The organism is Paraburkholderia sp. GAS348 (assembly GCF_050434205.1).
Lineage (GTDB): Bacteria > Pseudomonadota > Gammaproteobacteria > Burkholderiales > Burkholderiaceae > Paraburkholderia.
On record NZ_JBNPVT010000010.1, the window covers coordinates 122,926 to 142,686 of the forward strand.

The window sequence follows — 19,761 nt, forward strand, 5'->3', positions numbered from 1 at the left end:
ATAACGCCTTTCCCAGAGAGAGTGCCCTTTGAGCACACTGATCGTTCTATTGCCGCCGCGTGATCCGGCGGTGCCGTCGCAGGAATGGCAACTGCCGGAGTTGCCGTTTGTGCTGCTCGACAAGTCGGGCCGCACCCAGCGCGCGGGCCGCTCGGCGCTCGCGCTGCTGCCGCGCGCCTCGTCGACGGTGCTGATGGTCGCCGCCCGCGATCTGCTGATGATGCCCGCCAAGCTGCCGCCATTGCGCGGCCCGCGGCTGCGTCAGGCCTTGCCGAATATCGTCGAGGATCAGCTGATCCAGGATCCGCAAACCTGTCACATCGCCGTCGATCCGCAACCGCTCGCGGGCGGCCGGCAGTTGCTCGCGATCGTCGACCGCGGCTGGTTCCGCTTCATCTGCGAGGGTTTCGCCGCAGCCGGCCACCGCAGCTTGCGCGCCGTGCCGGTCACGCGTTGTCTGCCGCAAACCGCCACGCTCGACACCCCCGCCGAAGTCGCGGAAATGGTCAACGCGGGCGAGCCGGCGATGGCGGGCTCCGCTAGCGTGGCGACCTCGCTGCCGGGCGTGGCGCCGGTGGTGGCGCCGGGCGTCGCGCCGGTGCTGCCAATGGTGGCGGCCGTACTCGGCGCTGTTGTTCAGACTGCACCGGCATTCTTACTTGAAGGCGCGGTCGAAAGCGCGGCGGTCAACGGCGCGCCACGCGTCGAGCTGGCCATCGCGCGCGGCGTCCAGGGTGAGGGGCTGGCGGTGCCGGCTAACGCCGTGAACGCGACCCTCAGCGCGCTCGCCGGCGCTGCGCCGGTCTCGCTGTATATGCTGACGGAGGTGCCCGGCAACGAGCCGGGCCTCGCCGCAACCAGCCCGGCGAAGCTTGCCGCTTACGTGCACGGCGCCAGCCCGTTGCCGTTCGAGCAACTCGCCCGCCGCGCGCTGGCGTGCCGCTTCGACCTGTGTCAGTTCGAGTTTGCCTCGCAGCCGTGGCGGCTCGACCGCGCGACGCTGTGGCGTCTGCGCCTGCCGGTCGTGCTGGCGGTCGGCGCGCTGGTGATCGCGATTGTCGGCGCGAACGTGCAGTGGCTGATGCTCGCGCGCCAGCGCGACGCGATCAACACGCAGATGACCGAGCTGCTCCTCAACACCTTCCCCAAGACGACGGTCGTGCTCGATGCGCCCGGTCAGATGTCGCGCCAGCTGCAGCAGTTGCGGGTGGCGGCGGGTGAACTGTCGCCGGACGATTTTCTGTCGCTCGCCGATGGTCTCGCGCGTTCGTTGGCGCCGGTGCCGGTCAACGGCATCGCGGCGCTCGACTATCACGACCGGCGGCTCGATGTGACCTTCAAGCCCGAGGTGAAACCCGATGCCGATCTCGCCAAACGCCTCGCGCGCAACGGCCTCACCGGCGCGATCGACAGCGACACCGGCAAGTGGACCATCAGGAACGGACAATGAAAGCTGAACTCGCCCAAAGCTGGGCTGGATTCTGGGACCAGCGCACCGAGCGCGAAAAAACGCTGCTGGCATGGGGCGGCGGAGTGCTGGCCGTGGTGATCGCATGGTCGGTGCTGTGGGCTCCGGCGCACGATGGCCGCGCGCATCTGCGCGAATCGCTGCCCTCCTTGCAGCGGCAGTTGGCGCAGATGACCGCGCAGTCGAATGAAGCGCGCCAGCTTTCCGCCGCGGCTCAAGGGGTCGCGCCGACCGGCGCTGCGCTGAAGGATGCGCTCACTGCCTCGCTCAGCGATCACGGCCTGGCTGCGACGCAGGTGCAGGTGATCGGCAACGCGGTGCAGATCCAGATGAAGAATGCGTCGTTCCCCGCGTGGACGAGCTGGGTCGACGACGCGCGCAAGCAGTTCAAGGTGCAGGTCGCCGAGGCGCACGTGACCGCCCTCACGGAAGACGGCCAGGTGGATCTGACGGCGTCGTTGCAGCCATCTACCGCGAAATGACCGCGCCGTTACAGGATATCGCATGACTTACTGGATGCGGCGCCTGCGTGTCGCACTACCCTGGCTGGCGGTCGCGGTGCTGGCCAGCGCGGCCGTGATGCTGACGTTGTTGCCGGCCGCCTGGATTACGCCGCAGTTCGCCAAACAGGCCCGTGGTCACGTCAATCTCGTCGACCCGGCCGGCTCGCTGTGGCGCGGTTCGGCCACGCTGATGCTCACCGCCGGTTCCGACATGAGTGCGGCGACTCTGCTGCCGGGGCGGATCGAATGGCGCACGGCGTTCTGGCCGCTCTTCACCGGCCGTGTGCGGATGATCATGCGGCACAGCGAAGCGATGCCTGACCCGATCACCGTGGACATCACCCCGCGCAGCGCCACCGTCACGCCGGGCGCGATGGCGGTGCCGGCTTCGCTGCTAAGCGGCCTCGGCGCACCGTTCAACACGCTCGATCTGCAAGGCGACGTGCGCCTCGCATGGTCCGATTGGCGCAGCTTCAATCAGGAGGCGTTCGGCCTGATGACCGTGACCCTGAACGACGTCAGTTCGCGCGTCTCGCTGGTCAAGCCGCTGGGCTCTTACCGGCTGCTGTTCCAGGCGCAGGGGGCGTCGTCCACGCTGGATCTGACAACGCTCAAGGGACCGCTGATGCTGACCGGCAATGGGACGGTGTCGGCAGTCTCTACATCGTTTCATGGGACGGCCAGCGCCGCCCCGGAAGCGCACGATAACCTCGCGGGACTGCTGAATCTGTTGGGCCGGCCAAGCGGGCCGGATACGGTCGCGTTGACGTTCGTGCACTGAGGCGCGGGTCGTAAAAAAGAGGCATGGCTGCATTTCGCGGCCATGCCTCTTTTGCTTTTACTTTGACTTTACGAGTCGCGCGCCTAGTTGCTCTGCGCCGGTTGCGACGTGGCTCCGCTTTGCGCCACCGGCGTCGCCGGCGCTGCCGGCACTGGCGCGGGCGCCGCTACATCGCCCGTCTCGCGGTTCATTTGCGACACATCCCAGCCACCGCCGAGCGCCTTCACCAGACCCACCGACGACACCATCCGCTGCCCTGCGATGGTCTCCAGCTTCTGCTCGGCCAGGAAGGCCGTGGTCTGCGCGGTCAGCACGTTGACGTAGCCGACCGTGCCGGCCTTGTACTCGTTGGTGACGATGGCGAGCGCCTGGCGAGCTGAATCCACCGCTTGCCGCTGCACGACGATTTCCTGTTCGAGGATGCGCTGTGAGGCGAGATTGTCCTCGACGTCCTGGAATGCGGCCAGAATCGTTTGACGGTATGTGGCGACGTTCTGATCGTAAGCGGCGCGAGCGGCTTCGGTCTTTGCCTCACGCAAGCCGGCGTCGAAGACCGTGGAGGCGAGTTGCGGGCCGAGCGTCCAGAACCGCGACGGCGCGGTCAGCAATTGCGAGAACACTGAATTTTCGAAGCCGCCGGTGGCCGACAGTGTCAGCGAGGGGAAGAACGCGGCAATCGCAACGCCGATCTGTTCGTTCGCCGCCGCGGCCTTGCGTTCGGCCGATGCGATATCCGGGCGCCGCTCGAGCAGCGCCGACGGCATCTGCGCGGGCACGGCGGGCGGCGTGGCGGTGAGCGGCATCGGCGGAATCGAGAAGGTCGAGGCTGGCTCGCCGATGAGTACGGCGATCGCGTGCTCGTCCAGCGCGCGCTGCACACCATTGTCGATCGCGGCCGCTTGCGCCGACTGCAACTGCGTTTGCGCCTGAATCACGTCCGAGCGTGCGGCGACGCCTGCTGCGTACTGGTTCTGCGTGAGCTGCAGCGAGCGTTGATAGGCCGCCACGGTGTCGTCGAGCAGCTTCTGGGTGGAGTCGAGCGAACGCAGCGAGAAATAGGTTTGCGCGAGTGTGGCCTGGGCGGACAGCCGGGCATTCGCCAGATCGGCGGCGGCGCCTTGCTGGCCGGCTTTCTGCGAATTAACCGAGCGGGTGACCGAACCCCACAGGTCCAGCTCCCAGCTTGCGTCGAGTTGCAGGTTGAAGCTGTTGCTGACGCGGGAGCGGCTCGAGGCGATGGTCGAGTTGCCACTGGACGATGAACCGTTGCCGGAGCGCGTGGCGCCTGCCGAGGCACCGATGGTCGGGAAATACGCCGCGCGCGCTTCACCAACCAGCGCTCGCGCCTGGCGATAGGCGGCGGCAAATTGGGCGATGGTCTGGTTCGACGCGTTCAGCTTGTCTTCGAGCGCGTTGAGTTGCGGGTCTTCGTAGATGCTCCACCAGTCGCCGCGGTCTTGCCGATCGGCCGGCTGAGCGACTTTCCAGCCGGGCGCCGCTTCCTTGTAGGAAGCGGGGATCTCGGCCGCGGGCCGCTTGTAGTCCGGGCCGACCGCGCAACCGGCCAGCAGGGCGGCGAGGGCCGCCGCTACCGCGATAGTCAGGGCGCGCGGCGCAAGTGTCCGCGCGCGCGCGGTTCGATCAAACTGCATGCAATGGATTCCTTCTGGACGCCGCAGTGCGGCCGATGGCGGCACTGCTGGCCGGGCGAGATCATGGCTCTGCCGGAATGTTAGCGTATGGGGCCACTTGGGCGCGGGAAACTGAAAGGGTAATGCGGGGGGAGGCGGAGGTGTGTTACTTAGGGTGTCGGGATGGTTACGTGCTGTTACCGGGCTGGTTGGCTTTGGCGGCGGAAAGCGCCGCACAGGCAACCAGGACCGGTTCTGCGAGAAGAGAATTAGACCCGTGAATCCGCAGACGTAGTCTGCCGGGCGAGCTTGCCAGCCGCAGCCCGACACGGCGCGCCGGAGCGTGCCGCGCAAGCACCTGCCGGGCTGGCAGCAGCGGCCGTCGCGACACTCCCCGCCGCAATGGCGAACCGCACCGGTTCCGCTGGGGCAGCGTTGGCTTCCTTCTGCCCCCGCCGATGCCCCATCCACGCAAACACCGCGACCCCCACCGATCCGCCGGGCAGCACGAACAGCATGGCGAACAACGCCAGTTTCCACCAGCGATGCGGCCCTTGAAAGCTGCTTAGCGCGGAATCGGTCAGGGAGCGGCTCAAGCCGCCAAGGGTGTTTTTGAGGTACAGCATGGGGGAAATCCTTTTCGCACGGCGCCTTTGCGGCGTGCAGACAATCGATCAGAACATGGTCTCGGGTGGCGCGGGTCGCGCGTAACTCGTTGCCTGCAATAATATTGACTATGCAATTAAATTTCAAGATACTTTGCTTCGCCCGCAAGGGCAGTGTTGTTTTTTGCGCTGTTCGCGCTACGCGAAATCACGTTTGACTTGTCTGCTTAGGCAGCTAGAATTCGTTCTGCTTGCCGATGTTCAAATGTTCCCGGATACACGATGACTGACGGCCCCTACAAAGCGGATGAGATTCACCTCGAATCGAGTCTTGGCTATTACCTGACGAAAGCGCGAAACGTGCTTGTCGAACGAATGGACCGCGCGGTCAAACCGTTAGGACTGACTGCCCAGCAGATCGGCGTGATTCTGGTGTTGTCCGCGCAACGCGCGAGCACGCCGTTCGAGTTGTCGCGCGTCATGTCTTACGACAGCGGATCGATGACGCGTCTGCTCGATCGCCTTGAAAAGAAAGGCTTTATCGTGCGCACGCGCAGCGACGCCGACCGCCGGATGGTCAAGCTGGAGTTGACAGCGCAGGGCCACGAAGCCGCGCGGCAATTGCCCGGTCTGGGCGCCGCCGTGCTGAACGAGCAGTTGCGCGGATTTTCCGCCGCGGACCACGCCGCCCTCCTCGACCTGCTCGGCCGGTTCATCGCGAACGGCATCGGCGAGGGAGCAAGCGCCTGCTGCGGAATCGGACCGTCGCAGGAATCGGAGGAAGCATCACCCGCAGAGCCGCTGCCCGATCACGACGGGCAGTAACCAAGAGGCGTTTTTGAAAGCGCCATCGTTTGAAGATATCTGTCTGGGCAGAGGGTGTTCCGGCATATAAGCGCACCGTTTGGAGGGCGCAATAAAGCTGTCGCGACAAGCTTTCCCAGCTGAGGAGAAACACATATGGCCGCTACGGCTCCCGCCGAAGCCCTACCCGCCGCCGAACCCGCTCCGCTCAAAGGGGGTGCGCTGGCGTTGCTCACGGTCGGTCTCGCGCTCGGCACGTTCATGGAAGTGCTCGACACGTCGATCGCGAACGTCGCGGTGCCGACCATTTCCGGCAGTCTCGGCGTGGCGACCAGTCAGGGCACCTGGGTCATCTCATCGTATTCCGTGGCCTCGGCGATCGCGGTGCCGTTGACCGGCTGGCTTGCGCGGCGCGTCGGCGAGGTGCGGCTGTTCACGCTGTCAGTTCTGCTTTTCACGATCGCCTCGGCGCTGTGCGGCTTTGCGCACAACTTCGAGTCGCTGATTGCGTTCCGGCTCCTGCAAGGGCTCGTCTCCGGCCCGATGGTGCCGCTCTCGCAGACGATTCTGATGCGCTCATACCCACCGGAAAGGCGCGGGCTCGCGCTCGGCCTCTGGGCGATGACCGTGATCTGCGCGCCGATTTTCGGGCCCGTGATGGGCGGCTATATCACCGACAACTACACGTGGCCGTGGATCTTCTATATCAACGTGCCGATCGGCTTGTTCTCGGCGGTGTGCGCGTTCCTGCTGCTGCGCGGCCGCGAGACCAAGGTCACCAAACAGAGGATCGATGCGATCGGCCTCGCATTGCTCGTGATCGGTGTGTCGTGCCTGCAGATGGTGCTCGATCTGGGCAAGGATCGCGACTGGTTCAACTCGACGTTCATCATCACGCTGGCGATTATCGCGGTGGTGTCGATTGCGTTCCTGCTGGTGTGGGAGATGACGGACAAGGAACCTGTCGTCGATCTTTCCTTATTCAAGGATCGCAACTTCGCGCTCGGCGTGGTGATTATTTCGTTCGGGTTTATGGCGTTCTTCGGGTCGGTGGTGATTTTCCCGCTCTGGCTGCAGACGGTGATGGGGTACACCGCGGGGATTGCCGGTTTGGCGACGGCGCCGGTCGGCATTCTGGCGCTGTTTTTATCGCCGATGATCGGCAAGAATATGCATCGGCTGAACCTGCGCGTGGTAGCGAGTTTTGCGTTCATCGTGTTTGCGTTCGTGTCGTTCTGGAACTCGACCTTTACGCTCGATGTGCCGTTCAATCATGTGATCTGGCCGCGGTTGGTGCAGGGTATTGGGGTTGCCTGCTTCTTTGTGCCGATGACTACCATTACGCTGTCCAGCGTGTCGGATGATCGGCTCGCCAGTGCTTCTGGGTTGTCGAACTTTTTTCGGACTCTGTCCGGGGCGATCGGGACGGCTATTAGTACGACTTACTGGGAAAATGACACGATCTATCATCATGCGATGTTGACCGATTCGGTAAATGTCTATGCGGCTAATACCAATGCTTATACCAATGCGTTGGCCGGGCTCGGGCTTTCTGGGGATGGCCTCACGGCTCAGTTGAATCAGGTCGTTACGGCGCAGGCTTATATGATGGCCACTAATGATTTTTTCCGCATTTCTTGTGCGGCATTTCTTGTTCTGGCTTTGCTTGTCTGGGTTACCAAGCCACGGAAGGGGGTGGGCGCTTCTATGGGGCATTGAGGTTTTTTCTGCGCGCGCCGAAGCGTACTTCTTAAAACCATTCGCCGCGCTTTTGCGCGGCGGGTTACCCAGCGCCACACTCGCGTTTCATGCGTGAGCGCTTTCTCCTCGCTGAATGCGTTACCGTTTCCTCCCCTTCTTCACTGCGTTACCGCTTCCCCACTCGTGCCGGGCATCGATTGTCCCGATGCCTCCGGGTGCATCGCCGTCGGCGCCGGTTGCAACTGTTTTTCGCCGCTCTGCGGCGCGCCCGCCGCACTGCCTCGTACGTATTCCTTGAAGTCGGCGCCCGCCTCCCATGGGTTCGGTTTGCACCCCATCGATCCATCGCAATGCGCCGCGAAACCAATCGTTGCCGTGCCGTCCGGGTTCGCGGTGCGCGTAATCTGGTACGCCAGCGCGCGCTTGCCGCCGTCCGGGCCCGCCGTCTGGATCAGCGTGTCAGTCGCAGATTCAATTTTGTACTTCGAATGGCCCGCAACCCACGTCTGTGCACGCTGCCACCAGATATCGCACTCGGCTTTGGTCGAACACGTCAACGGCGTGGTCGCGATCTGCATGATGTCCGGATCGATCTGCCCCTGCGTCGAACAGCCCGCCGCCGACACCAAGCACAATACGGCCAACAGACCTTTTTTCATCACGTTGAAGCCTCCCTCTCCGGGACCTGTCATCCAAGTTGGACCGCATCCCCGGCACGGTGTTTCATAGCATCAGCGAATCGTCAAAACGAGTGCGAGTGGAGATTTTGCCGGTATGGTCAGGCGTCCAGCGTCGCTTGGCATAGACGTTACCTGTACAGAATAAAAAGCGGCCCTCGGTGCCGATTCTTGCTCCGCAAAAAATAATGCCGTTCAGTGTTGGCTGAACGGCATTAGCCCTCTGGGCCGCTTTTTCCGGCGCTGCCTGTGTTTCGTCGTTTAGACGCTAAACCGGTTCAGTGTGTACGCCCGGTATGCCGCGACAAATGCGTCGAATGAACCCACCTCTTCCCGTTCGAGTTTGGCCTGCTCTGCAAGCGATTGCGCAGCAAGGTCGGCGAATTCTTTGGTCTGCGCAGCATCCAGCGGACGCGAGCGGAAATAGGCGGCGTGCGCTTCGCTTTGCTCGAGGCCGAACGCAAGGAAGCTCTGCTGCTTGTCGCGCATCGTCTGCAACACGCGCGCGGACGGTGTCAGCGATACATCCGCCAGCTTCGCGCGCTGAACCGCCACGGCGCGTGCGTGTGCGTCGCCGCCGTGCAATGCGTCAAGCGTTGCCGCGGCTGTGTCTATCTTGACGAGCAATTCGTTCGACCAATCCATCATCGCGATCGGGCTGCCGTCGCGTGTCAGTTCGAGCCCCGGCTTGCGGCCCTCCATCGTCACGCGGCCAAAGTTCTCATTTGCCTCGGCGGACGCGTCCGGCGGCAGCGGCGCGCTGTCGTCGAGCGCACAGACCAGCAGATAAGCATCAAGGAAGCGCGACGTCTCCAGCGAAATGCCGGTCGGCTCAAACGGATCGATGTCCATGCAGCGCACTTCGACATACTGCACGCCACGCGCAGCCAGCGCATGCAGCGGACGCTCGCCCGGATGCGTGACGCGCTTCGGACGGATCGTCGAATAGAACTCGTTTTCGATCTGCAGCACGTTCGTGTTGATCTGCACCCACTCCCCGTCGCGCTGTGTGCCGATCGCCTCGTACGCGGGATACGGCTGGCTCACAGCCTTCGCGAGCGCGTCGAGGTAGCCCGGCAGCGTGTCGTAGTCGGCGCACAGCGCGGCTTGCGCGGTGGTGTTCGAGTAGCCGAGGTCGCTCATGCGCAAGCTGGTCGCGTAGGGGCGATACAGCGTGTCGGCGTCGAAGGTTTCGAGCGTGTGTTGGCGATCGCGCAGGAATCGGCGATCCAGCGCCGGCGATGCGCCGAACAGGTACATCAGCAGCCAGTTGGTGCGGCGGAAATTGCGGATCAGCGCGAGGTAGCGATCGGACTGGAAATCGACGGCGTTCGCCGTGGATTGCTGGTCGGCATGCAACGCCCGCCACACTTCTTCGTTCAGCGAATAGTTGTAGTGAACGCCCGCAATGCACTGCATCGTGCGGCCGTAACGGAGCGCGAGGCCAATGCGGTACACGTACTTCAGTTTGCCGATATTCGACGTGCCGTAATGCGCGATCGGAATGCCCTCGTCCGTTTCGGGCAGCCGGCCCGGCATCGAGTTGTTCCACAGGATCTCGTCGCCGAGTTCGGCGTAGACGAAACGATGCAGCGTATCGAGCTTCTCTAGCGTGATCGCGACGTCGTGCTCGGCCGGCGTAATCAGTTCGATCAACGCTTCGGAATAGTCGGTGGTGAGCGACGGATGCGTAAGCGCCGAACCGAGCGCGCGCGGATGCGGCGTCATGGCAAGCTTGCCGTCGTGCGTCACGCGCAGGCTCTCCTTTTCGATGCCGCGCAGGCCGCGTATCAGCGCGTCGCGCTGCGGGCCTGAGGTCAGCACGGACAGGCGGTGAGATAACGCGTCGTTCGTACGAGAAGGTGTCGTGTTTGGCATTGATGCGAGTCGGGCGTTGTCGGCCGCCATGTGCCGCTTCGCTGCTTAGGTGCAGCACTGCGCGGTTGACAACGTTCGGCGGAATTTTCGGGTAGCGGGCACTTTAACATCTCGCCACGAGGCCTGCTTGAGGCCGCTTCGGCCGGCCCTCGGACGACACAACCTGGCCTGAATCCACTACCTCAGCCGCCGCGCGCGGCGCCTGCCCGATCCGCTACCTCGTTCCACAGATGCATCGCCGCATACGCGCGCCACGGCCGCCACGCGTCGGTGCGAGTGCGTTGCTGCGTGGGCCGTGCGAGCGACGGGTCGCGCGCGCAGATCGACTGCATCAGCACGAGGTCCGAGGCGGGCCAGGCGTCCGCGTCACGCCATGCGCGCATCGCCACATACTCGACTGTCCATGGACCGATGCCAGGCAGTGCGAGCAACGCCGCGCGCAGGCTGTTGGCATCGGCGACGCTGCTGTCGAGCGGTACGTCGCCTGAAGCGACCGCCTGCGCAAAGCCCTGCAATGCGGCTACGCGTTTACCCGGCATGCCGATCTTTTCCAGATCCACAGCCGCGAGCGCGGCGGGCGTCGGAAAGCGCCAGGCGGTGTTCTCATGCGGATGACCTTCGATGCGCACGCCGGCACGCTGCACCAATCGCCCGATGATCGTGGTCGCCGCCTTCACGCTGACCTGCTGCCCGACAATGGCGCGCACCACCAGTTCGAAGCCCGACCACGCGCCCGGCACGCGCAAGCCCGGCACGGCTTCGATCAGCGGCGCGAGCCATGGGTCGGCGGCCAGTTCGTTGCCGATCTTTTTCGGGTCGGCGTGCAGGTCGAACATCCTCGCGATCGGCGCGGCGAGCGCGTCGGCATGACGGCTCGCGGGGCCTTCGATGTTCGCGACGATGCAGCGCTTGCGCGGATGCAGGCGCACGCTCAGTGTGCCGCTGTCGCCGGCCCAATCGATCGCGCGGCGATAGGCGCCGGCTTCGACCGCTTCGACGCCGGGCGTCGCGCGTCCGCCGAAAAAGCGCAGCAGGCGCGGCCAGTCGAAGGGGGCTTTGAACGGCAGTTCGAGTATTGCGACGTCGTCAAGCGTGCTCACGCGGCGTGGTCCAGGTTGGTGATGGCAGCAATGGCCGCGCGCTCGCGGCGATCAGGTTCATCGAGCGGAACGACAGGTGCGTGCTGCGCTTCGTTATCGAGCAGCACGGCCTTGCGCGACAGGCCCCAGCGCTCCACCCTTCTGCACGACGCGATGGCATGGAATCGCCAACGCGACTGGATTGGTCGCGCATGCGCTCGCCACCGCGCGCACGGCGCGGGGTGAGCCGACCGCTTCCGCGATCTGGGAATAGCTGCGCGTCTCACCGTAGGGAATGCGCCGCAGCGCGTCCCATACACGTTGCCGGAACGCGGTGGCGGCAATATCCAAAGGCAGATCGAAGTCCTGACGCGTGCCGCGCAGATAGGCGTCGATCTGCGCGATGAACGGTGCGAGCCGCGCTGCGTCCTCGACCAGCTCGGCGTTGGCGAACTCGCCGCGCAGTTCGTCGGCGAGTAGGACGGCATCGTCGCCGAAACCGATCTTGCAGATGCCTTTGTCGGTTGCGGCGACCAGCACGAAGCCGAGCGAGGTCGGTGCGCTGGCGTAACGCACGGTGAGCCCCGCGCCTTTGCGGCGGAACGCGGATGGCGCCATCCCCAATTCCGCCGAGGCGCTGTCGTACATCCGCGATGGCGAGCCGAAGCCGGCGTCGAGCGTAGCGCGCGTCACGTCCGACCCGCTCTGCAGCGCATCGCGCAGCGCGGCGCCGCGTTGCGCGGCCTGATACTGACGCGGCGACACACCCACCACGCGTTTGAACAGGCGCTGCAGGTGGAATGGGCTGACGTGCACCGCGTCGCTCAATTGCGCGAGCGTGAGGCGTTGTTGCGGATCGGCATCCAGCGCGGCACAAGCGCGATTGACGATTTCCAGCTCGCGCGGCAGGCCGCCGGGCTGGCAACGCTTGCAATCGCGATAGCCCGCGGCGCGCGCGGCGTTGGCGTCGGTGAAGAAAACGACATTCTCGCGGCGTGGCTGGCGCGACGCGCATGACGGGCGGCAGAACACGCCCGTCGTTTTGACGGCGTAGAAGAACGCGCCGTCGGCCTGCGGCTCGCGGCAGGTGACGGCTTTCCAACGCTCGGCGTCGGTGGCCCAGCTCGGAGTGCTGACGGCGGCTTCGTTGCTGGTCTCGGTACGGTCGCTGCGGTTCATGATGGTCCCGGAAAGGCGGTGTCGATGCTCACCAATGTAGGCCGCATGCCAACACACTACGCCCCGGTTCTTGCTCTGTCATTTCGCTTCCTCGTAGGCATCGAGCCCCGCCAGGCGCTCGGTTAGCCTCAAACTGCGACAATTTGGCCCGATATCGGGTTTTCCCTTAAAAAGTTATTGCGTCGCATCAGCCCGATGTGTATATTAGTACCTGTCTCCTCCATGTCTCCTCCTGATATGGATTCAGCCCGCTCCACATAGAGCGGGCTTTTTTTCGTCTGAACATTTCATATCTGTCCCTCGGAGCCGGTTCATCGCCCGCTCTCGCTACCCTCTCCTTTCTTCTACACTGGTGGCTGTTCATCCATTTCTGCGAACCAGCCAAGGGGCGTTCGACATGAAAATCCACATTCGCGAGATCGATCACATCGTCATTCGGGCGTCGAACGTTGCGGAGATGACGCGTTTTTATTGCGAAGTGCTCGGTTGCAGCGTCGAGAAGGAGCAGGCCGATCTGGGCCTGACGCAATTACGCGCGGGGCGCTCGCTGATCGACCTGTTAAAGGTCGGTGCTGAGCTCGATCGCCCCGAAAACGGTGTGCCGGGCGCGGGGCGGAATATGGACCACGTGTGTTTGCGCGTCGACCCGTTCGACGCCGAGGCGCTCACGGCTCATCTGGCCCAACACGGCGCGCGGCCTGGCGAGGCGGCTTTGCGCTATGGCGCGGACGGGTTTGGGCAGTCGCTGTATCTGTTCGACCCGGAAGGCAATATGGTCGAGCTCAAAGGGCCACCCGAAGCGGCGCGTGCGACGTCGTTGTAACTATCAAGCGTCGGCGGGCGCCTTCAACACCGTCCACTCGATCTTCACCGCATCGGCCTCGGCGCTGCCGAGCCATGCTTCGCCGTCCTGCACGGTGCATTGCAGACGCATGGTCCGTTCGGCGAGCGACCCAAGCGCGGCGGCGACGTCTTCGCCCAGCGTCCAGACCGTCACATTGCGCATGCGTTCGACCTTGCTGCGCACCCCTTGCCACCAGATATCCGACGTGCGGCCGCCATAGGCGATCACGATCACTTCGTTCGAGCGTCCGCTTGCCTTGGCAATGCGCCGTTCGTCCGGCTGGCCGACCTCGATCCAGGTTTCGATCGCGCCGGTGAGGTCCTTCTGCCAGAGGTCCGGTTCGTCGACGTCCGACAAACCCTTACAGAATTCGAGGCGCTCCTGTGCGAACAGCGCGAACGCGGCGACGCGGACCATCATCCGGTCGTCGGTTTCCGAGGGATGGCGGGCGATCGTCAGCGAATGGTCGGCGTAGTAGTGCCGGTCCATGTTGGCGATCTGGAGTTCTGCCTTGTAAATCGTCGATTTGAGAGCCATGCCGTTAATAAACCAGGCGTTCGCTCCACCGGAGCGAACAGAAAAAGAGTCGTCGACGGCGCGTTGCCGTGTTCGGTGTTTGTTGTACATCGCGTGTCCCTCCCGAGCCGAAGCCGGCTGCAACTGCGACTATCGCAACGGGAGAAGCATTTATCGCGCCACTGCCGGCTCGAAAGCGCTGCCGTAGACCTCGCCCGCGGCTTCCCGCAAGGCTTCGAGCACGATGGAGGCCGCAAGCGAAAGCAGGTGCGACTGGCCGCGTGATGATACCGAATGTATCCATTTTGCACGGTAAATCGATCGGTACCTGCTTGAGAACACCGTACTGTTGGTACTGGCGCGCCACTTCATCGGGTAAAACCGCCAACATGTCGCTTTGGAGCAATAAGCTCGAAATCGCCAGAAAATTGTTGGTATTGACTACGTTTTGCGGCGGATTCAGTCCGATCTGCGAAAACATCAGATCAAAGCGATGGCGCAAGACGCTACCAGGCGGGTGCAAAACCCAGCTCGCGTTGACGATTCCGCGCAGTGTCAAACCTGTTTCATTTTCGAAAGGATGGCCGGGACGCGCCACCACGCACGGCGGCTCGTCGACGAGCGGTTCGTAGCGGACCTCGGTCCTGAACGGGTTTTGCCGCTCCAATACCCGGCCGATCATGATGTCCAGTTCGCCTTCGGCGAGCTTCGGCAGCATCATGTCTGACGTTTCGACTTCCGCCCAGATTTGTAACTGGGGATAACATTTTTTCACGCTGGCGATCGCCATGGTCGCATATCGAAATTGATATCTGGATGGCCGAAAAAGGGATTGGAAAGTTATCGGGGCGGCTCATACCATTCGGGGACTTTCTGAGCTTCCTGATACATCTGCAATACATGGTCCGAACTGACGCCTTGCAACGCGCATTTTCGCGAACTCGCCGAGCCGTTCAAGCCGAAGGCCGGCATTGCGGTGCTCAAGGGCAACCTGGCGCCGAACGGCGCGGTGATCAAGCCTTCGGCGGCGACACCGCATCTGCTGAAGCATCGCGGACGTGCTGTGGTATTCGAGAACATCAAGGAATTGCACGCGAAGATCGACGACGAATCGCTCGACATCGACGACCACTGCATCATGGTGCTCAAGGGTGCGGGGCCGAAGGGTTATCCGGGCTTTGCGGAAGTCGGCAACATGCCGTTGCCGAAGAAGGTGCTGCAAAAAGGCATTACGGACATGGTGCGTATTTCCGATGGCCGCGCCGCGTGGCAGCCGCCTGCGACGCCGGCGCGCGGTTACTACAAGCTCTACGTCGAACACGTGCTGCAAGCGGACCAGGGCGCGGATCTCGACTTTCTGGTTGGATCGAGCGGCGCGCCGGTGCCGCGCGACTCGCATTGATCGCCGTTTGAACGGAGGGACGTTTTTCCCTGCGCTTTGCGAGAAGGCGTATTGCCGATGCGGATCGAAAGCCCGCATCGGCTTTATTTATCTGCTTCGCATCATGGAAAAAACGAGCGGAAATAAAAGCGGCCGGGCGCGTAAAGCCCAGCCGTTTTATAACTCGCAGGTTCACAGCCTCTGGCTTCAAGTCAGAGGATTGATGGCGTAAATCAAAACCCGTCAAACCCCGGTGTTCCACCGGAGCGTTGGCGTACAGCTTATTGCTTGATGAATCGATCGTTTGCCCAGAGGCCTTGCGTATCGCTATTGGCGGCGTTCACGAATTCGACATCGTGTCCGACCACGCGCACAACGCGGAAACTCGAGTTCTCCGGCGTTGAGACACACTGATACCCGGAGAAGAATTCCTGCATCTTTTGCTGCTCACCGGCTAGCGCATGCAGATCGGCGGCGTCGAGTTTATCCTTCGACAGGCAGCCGTACGCATTGGCCTTGAACTGGATGGTTTGCTGCGGCTTGACCATGGAGTCTTGCGCCTGAACAGAAGCGGCAGCCAAACCCGCAATGGCGCAAAGAAGGGCGATTCGCATTTTCATATTTTCCTCCGGTGCGGGTTAATACTCAGGTTAGCTATGTATTTAACTTTAACGTCGAACCCGCATCTCGCACTCTAGGAGAATGCGAGAGAACGACAAGCACATCTTGTGTGCGGTCGCAACAGCGGCGAATTGTCGCACCATCTGCCGCACCCGCTTAAACCTTGGGCAGCAGCTTAAACAGGGCGGATTGAAACGGATAACTAAAAGACACGCGGGCCGCATCGCTTTAACCAGTAAAGCTTTGCGGTGCGTATTGGCGTAAACGAGAGGCACAAATTAAGTGAATTAATACAATGCACGGATGCATTTGGTGCAATGCACACAAAGTCATTCGCCCGACTAATCAGAAATCGCGAAATAACGGTATACGTGCAGAAGATAAACGGTGCCAGGTGCTCCAGGCGACGCTGCATGGCGTCCCTGGACGACACGACATGACTTGAGGTCACTCAGCCGTGTTGATTGCCCTCGAAGAACTCGGACTGGAACATGCACATGCGCAACGCATTGTGACAGCGGCCATTGCCGAAAAACTTCCTGCGGGTCCAGCGAGGGCGAGGCCTCGCATTGTCGCAGACCGGCGATCGCAAATTTGTGAGAGGCACTGCACCGTGTGGGCACAAGCGGTGCTCTACAATGAAATCATGCTCTTGCGATGGAGGCTACCGTGATCGAGCAATTGATATTAGGCGCCTTTCTGGTCATCCCGCTGCTAATCGTCGCGTTCCTTTTTTCTGACGAATTATGGCAGGAGCATCGGCATCTGCATGAGATCGATCTTGAACCTGGGAAACCTCGCCATATCGACTGGCGGCATCCGCTGCGCCGCTCGCGGCATCGGGTTTGAGTCGTTCGAGTCGCGTTGGCCGGCCGCATGCGTCATAGCGCTGCAAGCGTCGTTGCGAGGCAAGGGCGGTTCGAGAATTGGATCCGCAAAAGAGCCGCAAATAAAAAAGCCTGCCGTTTCGGGCAGGCCAAAAAGAAATCCACACTCAATGCCTTGTGGGTACAAGGCAGGCGCCAGTCTAGCCGCACAGCGCGTGGGGTTGATTTCACCGGCCTTTACACATATTACGGGGCGTGACCAGTTGCGCCGCATCCGGTGTCAGTGGGCGCGCCAATGGTCTCGAATGCGCTTGGCCAGCGCTTCGAGCGTGGCCGCATCGGCGACCTCGCGCGCATGCATGCGCAGCGGCTGTCCTTCCCAGCGTGGGATCACATGAAAATGCACATGCGGTACCGTTTGTCCCGCCGCGGCGCCGTTGAATTGTCCGATGAAGACGCCGTCGGGGCGCAAGGCCGCGCGAACGGCGATGGCGAGCTTCTGCGTCATGCGCATGCAGGCCACCGTCGATTCATCTGATAAATCGAAAATCTCGATCGCGGCTTCCTTCGGCACGACCAGCACGTGCCCATCGGCTTGGGGCATCAGATCCATGAAGGCCAGCGCCGCATCGCTTTCCGCCACTTTGATGCAGGGTAGTTCCCCACGCAGAATCTTCGCGAAGGGATTGCTGTCGTCGTAGTTCATCACGCGTCCTCTAAGTTGCCGTACGGTTCAAAGTCGAGATGCTGTCGGCGATATTGTCCACTACCTCTGTTACAACGCGCTGTTACAACGCGCGCGCGGCGCGTTTGATCGCTGCGGAGAAACGTCGATGCAATGGATTTGCTGATCGATTCTGACGTGGATCAACTCAAAAGCATGATCGACCCGAACGCGACGGCGCTGACGCGCCTGACGGCGGCGGTAGTTGCCGGGTTTATGGATGCCGGCCGGGCGTTATACACGCGGATCAGCCGCGGCTTGGTGAGCGCTTGTGGCCGCCTGGTGCGCGTTTAGCATCAGGCGGGGCCGGAAATCGTGGCGAAGCGGACCTGGGCGCCGCCGTTTGACAACGCTTCAGCCGCTCATCGCCACCTGATTCTTGCCATCCCGCTTCGCCCGATACAGTCCGACATCGGCGGCTTCGATCACCGTCGTCACCGGTTCGGCTGCGGACGGCACGATCGTCGCCGCGCCGATGCTGATCGTCACGACACCACTCGTCGAACCGGCATGTGGGATGGCGAGCGCTTCGATTGCAAGGCGCATCTTTTCGGCGAGCAAGCGCAAGCCACCCGCCGACGCGCCCGGCAACACCACCGCAAACTCTTCACCGCCAAACCGTGCCGCGAGATCCGGCGAACGCCCCAGGCACGACTCGATGGTGTGCGCGACGCGTTTCAGCACTTCGTCGCCGGCGACGTGCCCGTAGGTGTCGTTGTAAGCCTTGAAGTTATCCACATCGATCATGAGAAAGCCGAGGCCGGTCTTGTCGCGCGTGCCGCGACGCCATTCGGCGGCCAGGTACTGATCGAGGTAACGGCGATTCGACAAACCCGTCAAACCGTCCGAATGGGTGAGCCGCTGCAGTTCCAGATTGGTCGCGAGCAACTGTTGTTGCGACTGGCGCAAGGCCTGATAGGCCTCGTCGCGCTGCAGCAGGTTCAGATACGAGCGCGAGTGATAGCGAATCCGCGCGATCAGTTCGATGCGATCCGGCAGCTTCACGAGGTAGTCGTTGGCGCCCGCAGCGAAGGCCGCGCTTTTCACCAGCGGCTCTTCCTTGGTCGACAGCACGATGATCGGAATATCGCGCGTCGCCGGATTCTGCCGGTATTGCCGCACCAGGGTGAGGCCGTCGGTGCCTGGCATCACGAGGTCTTGCAGGATTACCGTCGCGCGGGTTTCCTCCGCGCAGCGCACCGCCTCCTCAGGGAACGCGCAGTAGTGAAAGTCGACGCTCCCTTCGCCGGCCAGCGCCTGGAGGATCGCCTCGGCGATGATCGCCTGATCGTCGACCAGCAACACCATGATCGGGCACTCGGCTGCGGGCGGATTGCCGAGGATGCGCGCCAATGCGTCGTCGATGGCGCTGTTGGGCGCGTCCTCCGCGTACGCCTGCGCGTTCGCGTCGTGTTCTGCGAGGTCCGGCGCGGTGGCGTTCTGATGCGGTTTGGAAGTGTCCATGTTGGTCAGCCAGAATGAATGTCAATAAATCGTAGCGGGCTAGTGTGCGCCTGCCTGGCCTCAACGTGCGTCGACGGCGGCGGCGAGCGCAGCGGCAATACGGGGCAGAGGCAGGATCGCGGCGGCGGCGCCGAGCGCCGCCGCCGCCTTCGGCATGCCGTACACGGCGCAGGTCGCCTCGTCCTGCGCGATCGTGTGGTAGCCCTTGGTGCGCATCGCCTTGAGTCCGATCGCGCCGTCGCGGCCCATGCCGGTCAGCAGCACGCCGATCGCCCGCGCCGGCCAGCGTGCCACGATACTGTGAAAAAACACGTCGACGGAAGGCCGGTAGGGCGTTTCGGCCGGCACCTTCGTGTAGCCGAGCACGTTGGGCAATTTCAGGTGCAGATGATCGTCGGTGGCGGCGAGCAGGACGATGCCTGCTTGCGGCCGGTCGCCTTCGCCGGCGATCCGCACCGGCAGCGCCGACTGCTGGTTCAGCCAGTCGGCCATGCCGGCAGCGAAAGCCGCGTCGACGTGCTGGACGATGACGATGGCCGCCGCGAAATCCTTCGGCAAGCCGGCGAGCAGGGTGGCAAGCGCTGCCGGGCCGCCCGCCGAAGCGCCGATCGCCACCAGCGGCGTGTCGCGATTCGTCGCGCTTTTCGGTCCCGCCGCCGCCGCTGCGCCCGGCGCACTGCGCTCCGTGACGAGTGCGGCGATGCGGTCGATCTTCGCGATCAGGGTGGCGATGCTCTTGTGCGCGTCCGGACCGCTCAGCGAGGGCGTGTCCACCGCATCGAGCGCGCCCGCGCCCATCGCTTCGTAGACGCGCCACGCGTTCGCGCCCACGTCGACGGTGACGATCAGAATCGCGCACGGCGCCTTCGCCATGATGCGGCGTGTGGCTTCGATGCCGTCGACGTTCGGCATCACCAGGTCCATCAGCACGATGTCGGGCCGCTGCGCGGTGCAGAAATCGACCGCTTGCTGGCCGTCCTGCGCGACCCACAGCACCTCGTAGTCGTGACGCGCGGCAAGCGCGCGGCGCAGTGCTTCGACGGCAAGCGGCAGGTCATTGACGATTCCGATTTTCATC

Annotated in this window: 18 protein-coding genes and 3 pseudogenes; 9 read left to right on the forward strand and 12 right to left on the reverse strand. The window is 63.1% G+C overall.

The features are described from left to right. The first annotated feature begins 28 nt into the window (after positions 1-28). The 3 genes from gspL to P3T22_RS18625 are packed head-to-tail and all read left to right on the forward strand — an operon-like array spanning position 29 to position 2,752. The gene (gene gspL / locus P3T22_RS18615) at positions 29-1,450 is read left to right on the forward strand and encodes a type II secretion system protein GspL (protein WP_063497746.1); all 1,422 of its coding nucleotides are present in this window, start codon (positions 29-31) and stop codon (positions 1,448-1,450) included. Beyond that, positions 1,447-1,950, forward strand: coding sequence for a type II secretion system protein M (locus P3T22_RS18620; RefSeq protein ID WP_063497747.1), 504 nt, complete (start codon positions 1,447-1,449; stop codon positions 1,948-1,950). The genes gspL and P3T22_RS18620 overlap by 4 nt, the downstream gene beginning before the upstream one ends. A 22-nt stretch (positions 1,951-1,972) precedes the next feature. Continuing rightward, positions 1,973-2,752: a type II secretion system protein N gene (locus P3T22_RS18625; protein WP_063497748.1), complete on the forward strand. Its 780-nt coding sequence runs from the start codon at positions 1,973-1,975 to the stop codon at positions 2,750-2,752. Between the two features lie 83 nt (positions 2,753-2,835). Here P3T22_RS18625 and P3T22_RS18630 read toward each other — a convergent pair whose 3' ends face one another. Together P3T22_RS18630 and P3T22_RS18635 are read right to left on the reverse strand one after the other, a co-directional pair. Beyond that, on the reverse strand, positions 2,836-4,404 hold the full coding sequence (locus P3T22_RS18630) for an efflux transporter outer membrane subunit (protein ID WP_429325741.1): 1,569 nt from the start codon (positions 4,402-4,404) through the stop codon (positions 2,836-2,838). Positions 4,405-4,652: 248 nt separating this feature from the next. After that, entirely contained in the window at positions 4,653-5,009 is a 357-nt protein-coding gene (locus P3T22_RS18635) for a hypothetical protein (protein ID WP_429325742.1), read from the reverse strand. A 261-nt stretch (positions 5,010-5,270) separates the two neighbouring features. Between P3T22_RS18635 and P3T22_RS18640 the strand changes: the two genes are divergently transcribed. Next, positions 5,271-5,813 carry a MarR family winged helix-turn-helix transcriptional regulator gene (locus P3T22_RS18640; RefSeq protein ID WP_063497751.1) on the forward strand — a complete coding sequence of 181 codons (543 nt, stop codon included), beginning with the start codon at positions 5,271-5,273 and terminating at the stop codon, positions 5,811-5,813. A 135-nt stretch (positions 5,814-5,948) separates the two neighbouring features. Then, on the forward strand, positions 5,949-7,511 hold the full coding sequence (locus P3T22_RS18645; protein WP_063497752.1) for a DHA2 family efflux MFS transporter permease subunit: 1,563 nt from the start codon (positions 5,949-5,951) through the stop codon (positions 7,509-7,511). Positions 7,512-7,651: 140 nt separating this feature from the next. On the opposite strand, the gene P3T22_RS18650 is transcribed toward P3T22_RS18645, so the two are convergent. From P3T22_RS18650 to ada, 4 genes and pseudogenes are all read right to left on the reverse strand, one after another. After that, positions 7,652-8,152: a hypothetical protein gene (locus tag P3T22_RS18650; protein WP_429325743.1), complete on the reverse strand. Its 501-nt coding sequence runs from the start codon at positions 8,150-8,152 to the stop codon at positions 7,652-7,654. Between the two features lie 279 nt (positions 8,153-8,431). Then, positions 8,432-10,048, reverse strand: coding sequence for a glutamate--cysteine ligase (gshA, locus tag P3T22_RS18655; RefSeq protein WP_429325744.1), 1,617 nt, complete (start codon positions 10,046-10,048; stop codon positions 8,432-8,434). A gap of 182 nt (positions 10,049-10,230) precedes the next feature. Next, on the reverse strand, positions 10,231-11,148 hold the full coding sequence (locus P3T22_RS18660) for a DNA-3-methyladenine glycosylase family protein (protein WP_429325745.1): 918 nt from the start codon (positions 11,146-11,148) through the stop codon (positions 10,231-10,233). Next, positions 11,145-12,306 (reverse strand): annotated as a pseudogene (gene ada, locus P3T22_RS18665) (bifunctional DNA-binding transcriptional regulator/O6-methylguanine-DNA methyltransferase Ada). The gene P3T22_RS18660 and the pseudogene ada overlap by 4 nt, the downstream one beginning before the upstream one ends. 397 nt (positions 12,307-12,703) lie before the next feature. Here ada and P3T22_RS18670 point away from each other — a divergent pair. After that, positions 12,704-13,129 (forward strand): VOC family protein, encoded by a 426-nt coding sequence (locus P3T22_RS18670; RefSeq protein ID WP_429325746.1) that lies wholly within the window; start codon positions 12,704-12,706, stop codon positions 13,127-13,129. Between the two features lie 3 nt (positions 13,130-13,132). Here the strand turns inward: P3T22_RS18670 and P3T22_RS18675 are convergent, their stop codons facing one another. Both P3T22_RS18675 and P3T22_RS18680 read right to left on the reverse strand, forming a co-directional pair. Beyond that, positions 13,133-13,687, reverse strand: coding sequence for a YaeQ family protein (locus tag P3T22_RS18675; RefSeq protein WP_063497757.1), 555 nt, complete (start codon positions 13,685-13,687; stop codon positions 13,133-13,135). Between the two features lie 150 nt (positions 13,688-13,837). Next, a pseudogene (locus P3T22_RS18680) lies at positions 13,838-14,453 on the reverse strand (LysR substrate-binding domain-containing protein); the annotation flags it as partial. A 156-nt stretch (positions 14,454-14,609) separates the two neighbouring features. Between P3T22_RS18680 and P3T22_RS18685 the strand changes: the two are divergent. Next, positions 14,610-15,068, forward strand: a pseudogene (locus tag P3T22_RS18685) (dihydroxy-acid dehydratase); the annotation flags it as partial. A gap of 260 nt (positions 15,069-15,328) precedes the next feature. Here P3T22_RS18685 and sap1 read toward each other — a convergent pair. Beyond that, the gene (sap1, locus tag P3T22_RS18690; protein WP_429325747.1) at positions 15,329-15,667 is read right to left on the reverse strand and encodes a surface attachment protein Sap1; all 339 of its coding nucleotides are present in this window, start codon (positions 15,665-15,667) and stop codon (positions 15,329-15,331) included. 670 nt (positions 15,668-16,337) lie between these two features. On the opposite strand from sap1, the gene P3T22_RS18695 reads away from it, so the two are divergent. Further along, positions 16,338-16,517: a hypothetical protein gene (locus P3T22_RS18695; RefSeq protein ID WP_429325748.1), complete on the forward strand. Its 180-nt coding sequence runs from the start codon at positions 16,338-16,340 to the stop codon at positions 16,515-16,517. Positions 16,518-16,775: 258 nt separating this feature from the next. Here P3T22_RS18695 and P3T22_RS18700 read toward each other — a convergent pair whose 3' ends face one another. Beyond that, a complete protein-coding gene (locus tag P3T22_RS18700; protein ID WP_063497760.1) occupies positions 16,776-17,201 on the reverse strand; it encodes an HIT family protein in 426 nt (141 codons plus the stop codon). A 132-nt stretch (positions 17,202-17,333) separates the two neighbouring features. On the opposite strand from P3T22_RS18700, the gene P3T22_RS18705 reads away from it, so the two are divergent. Further along, positions 17,334-17,513 (forward strand): hypothetical protein, encoded by a 180-nt coding sequence (locus P3T22_RS18705; protein ID WP_429325749.1) that lies wholly within the window; start codon positions 17,334-17,336, stop codon positions 17,511-17,513. 60 nt (positions 17,514-17,573) lie between these two features. On the opposite strand, the gene P3T22_RS18710 is transcribed toward P3T22_RS18705, so the two are convergent. Beyond that, positions 17,574-18,683, reverse strand: a complete 1,110-nt coding sequence (locus P3T22_RS18710) for a diguanylate cyclase (RefSeq protein WP_429325750.1) — start codon at positions 18,681-18,683, stop codon at positions 17,574-17,576. Positions 18,684-18,743: 60 nt separating this feature from the next. Then, positions 18,744-19,760 (reverse strand): chemotaxis response regulator protein-glutamate methylesterase, encoded by a 1,017-nt coding sequence (locus P3T22_RS18715; protein WP_429325751.1) that lies wholly within the window; start codon positions 19,758-19,760, stop codon positions 18,744-18,746. Between the last annotated feature and the right edge of the window lies 1 nt (position 19,761).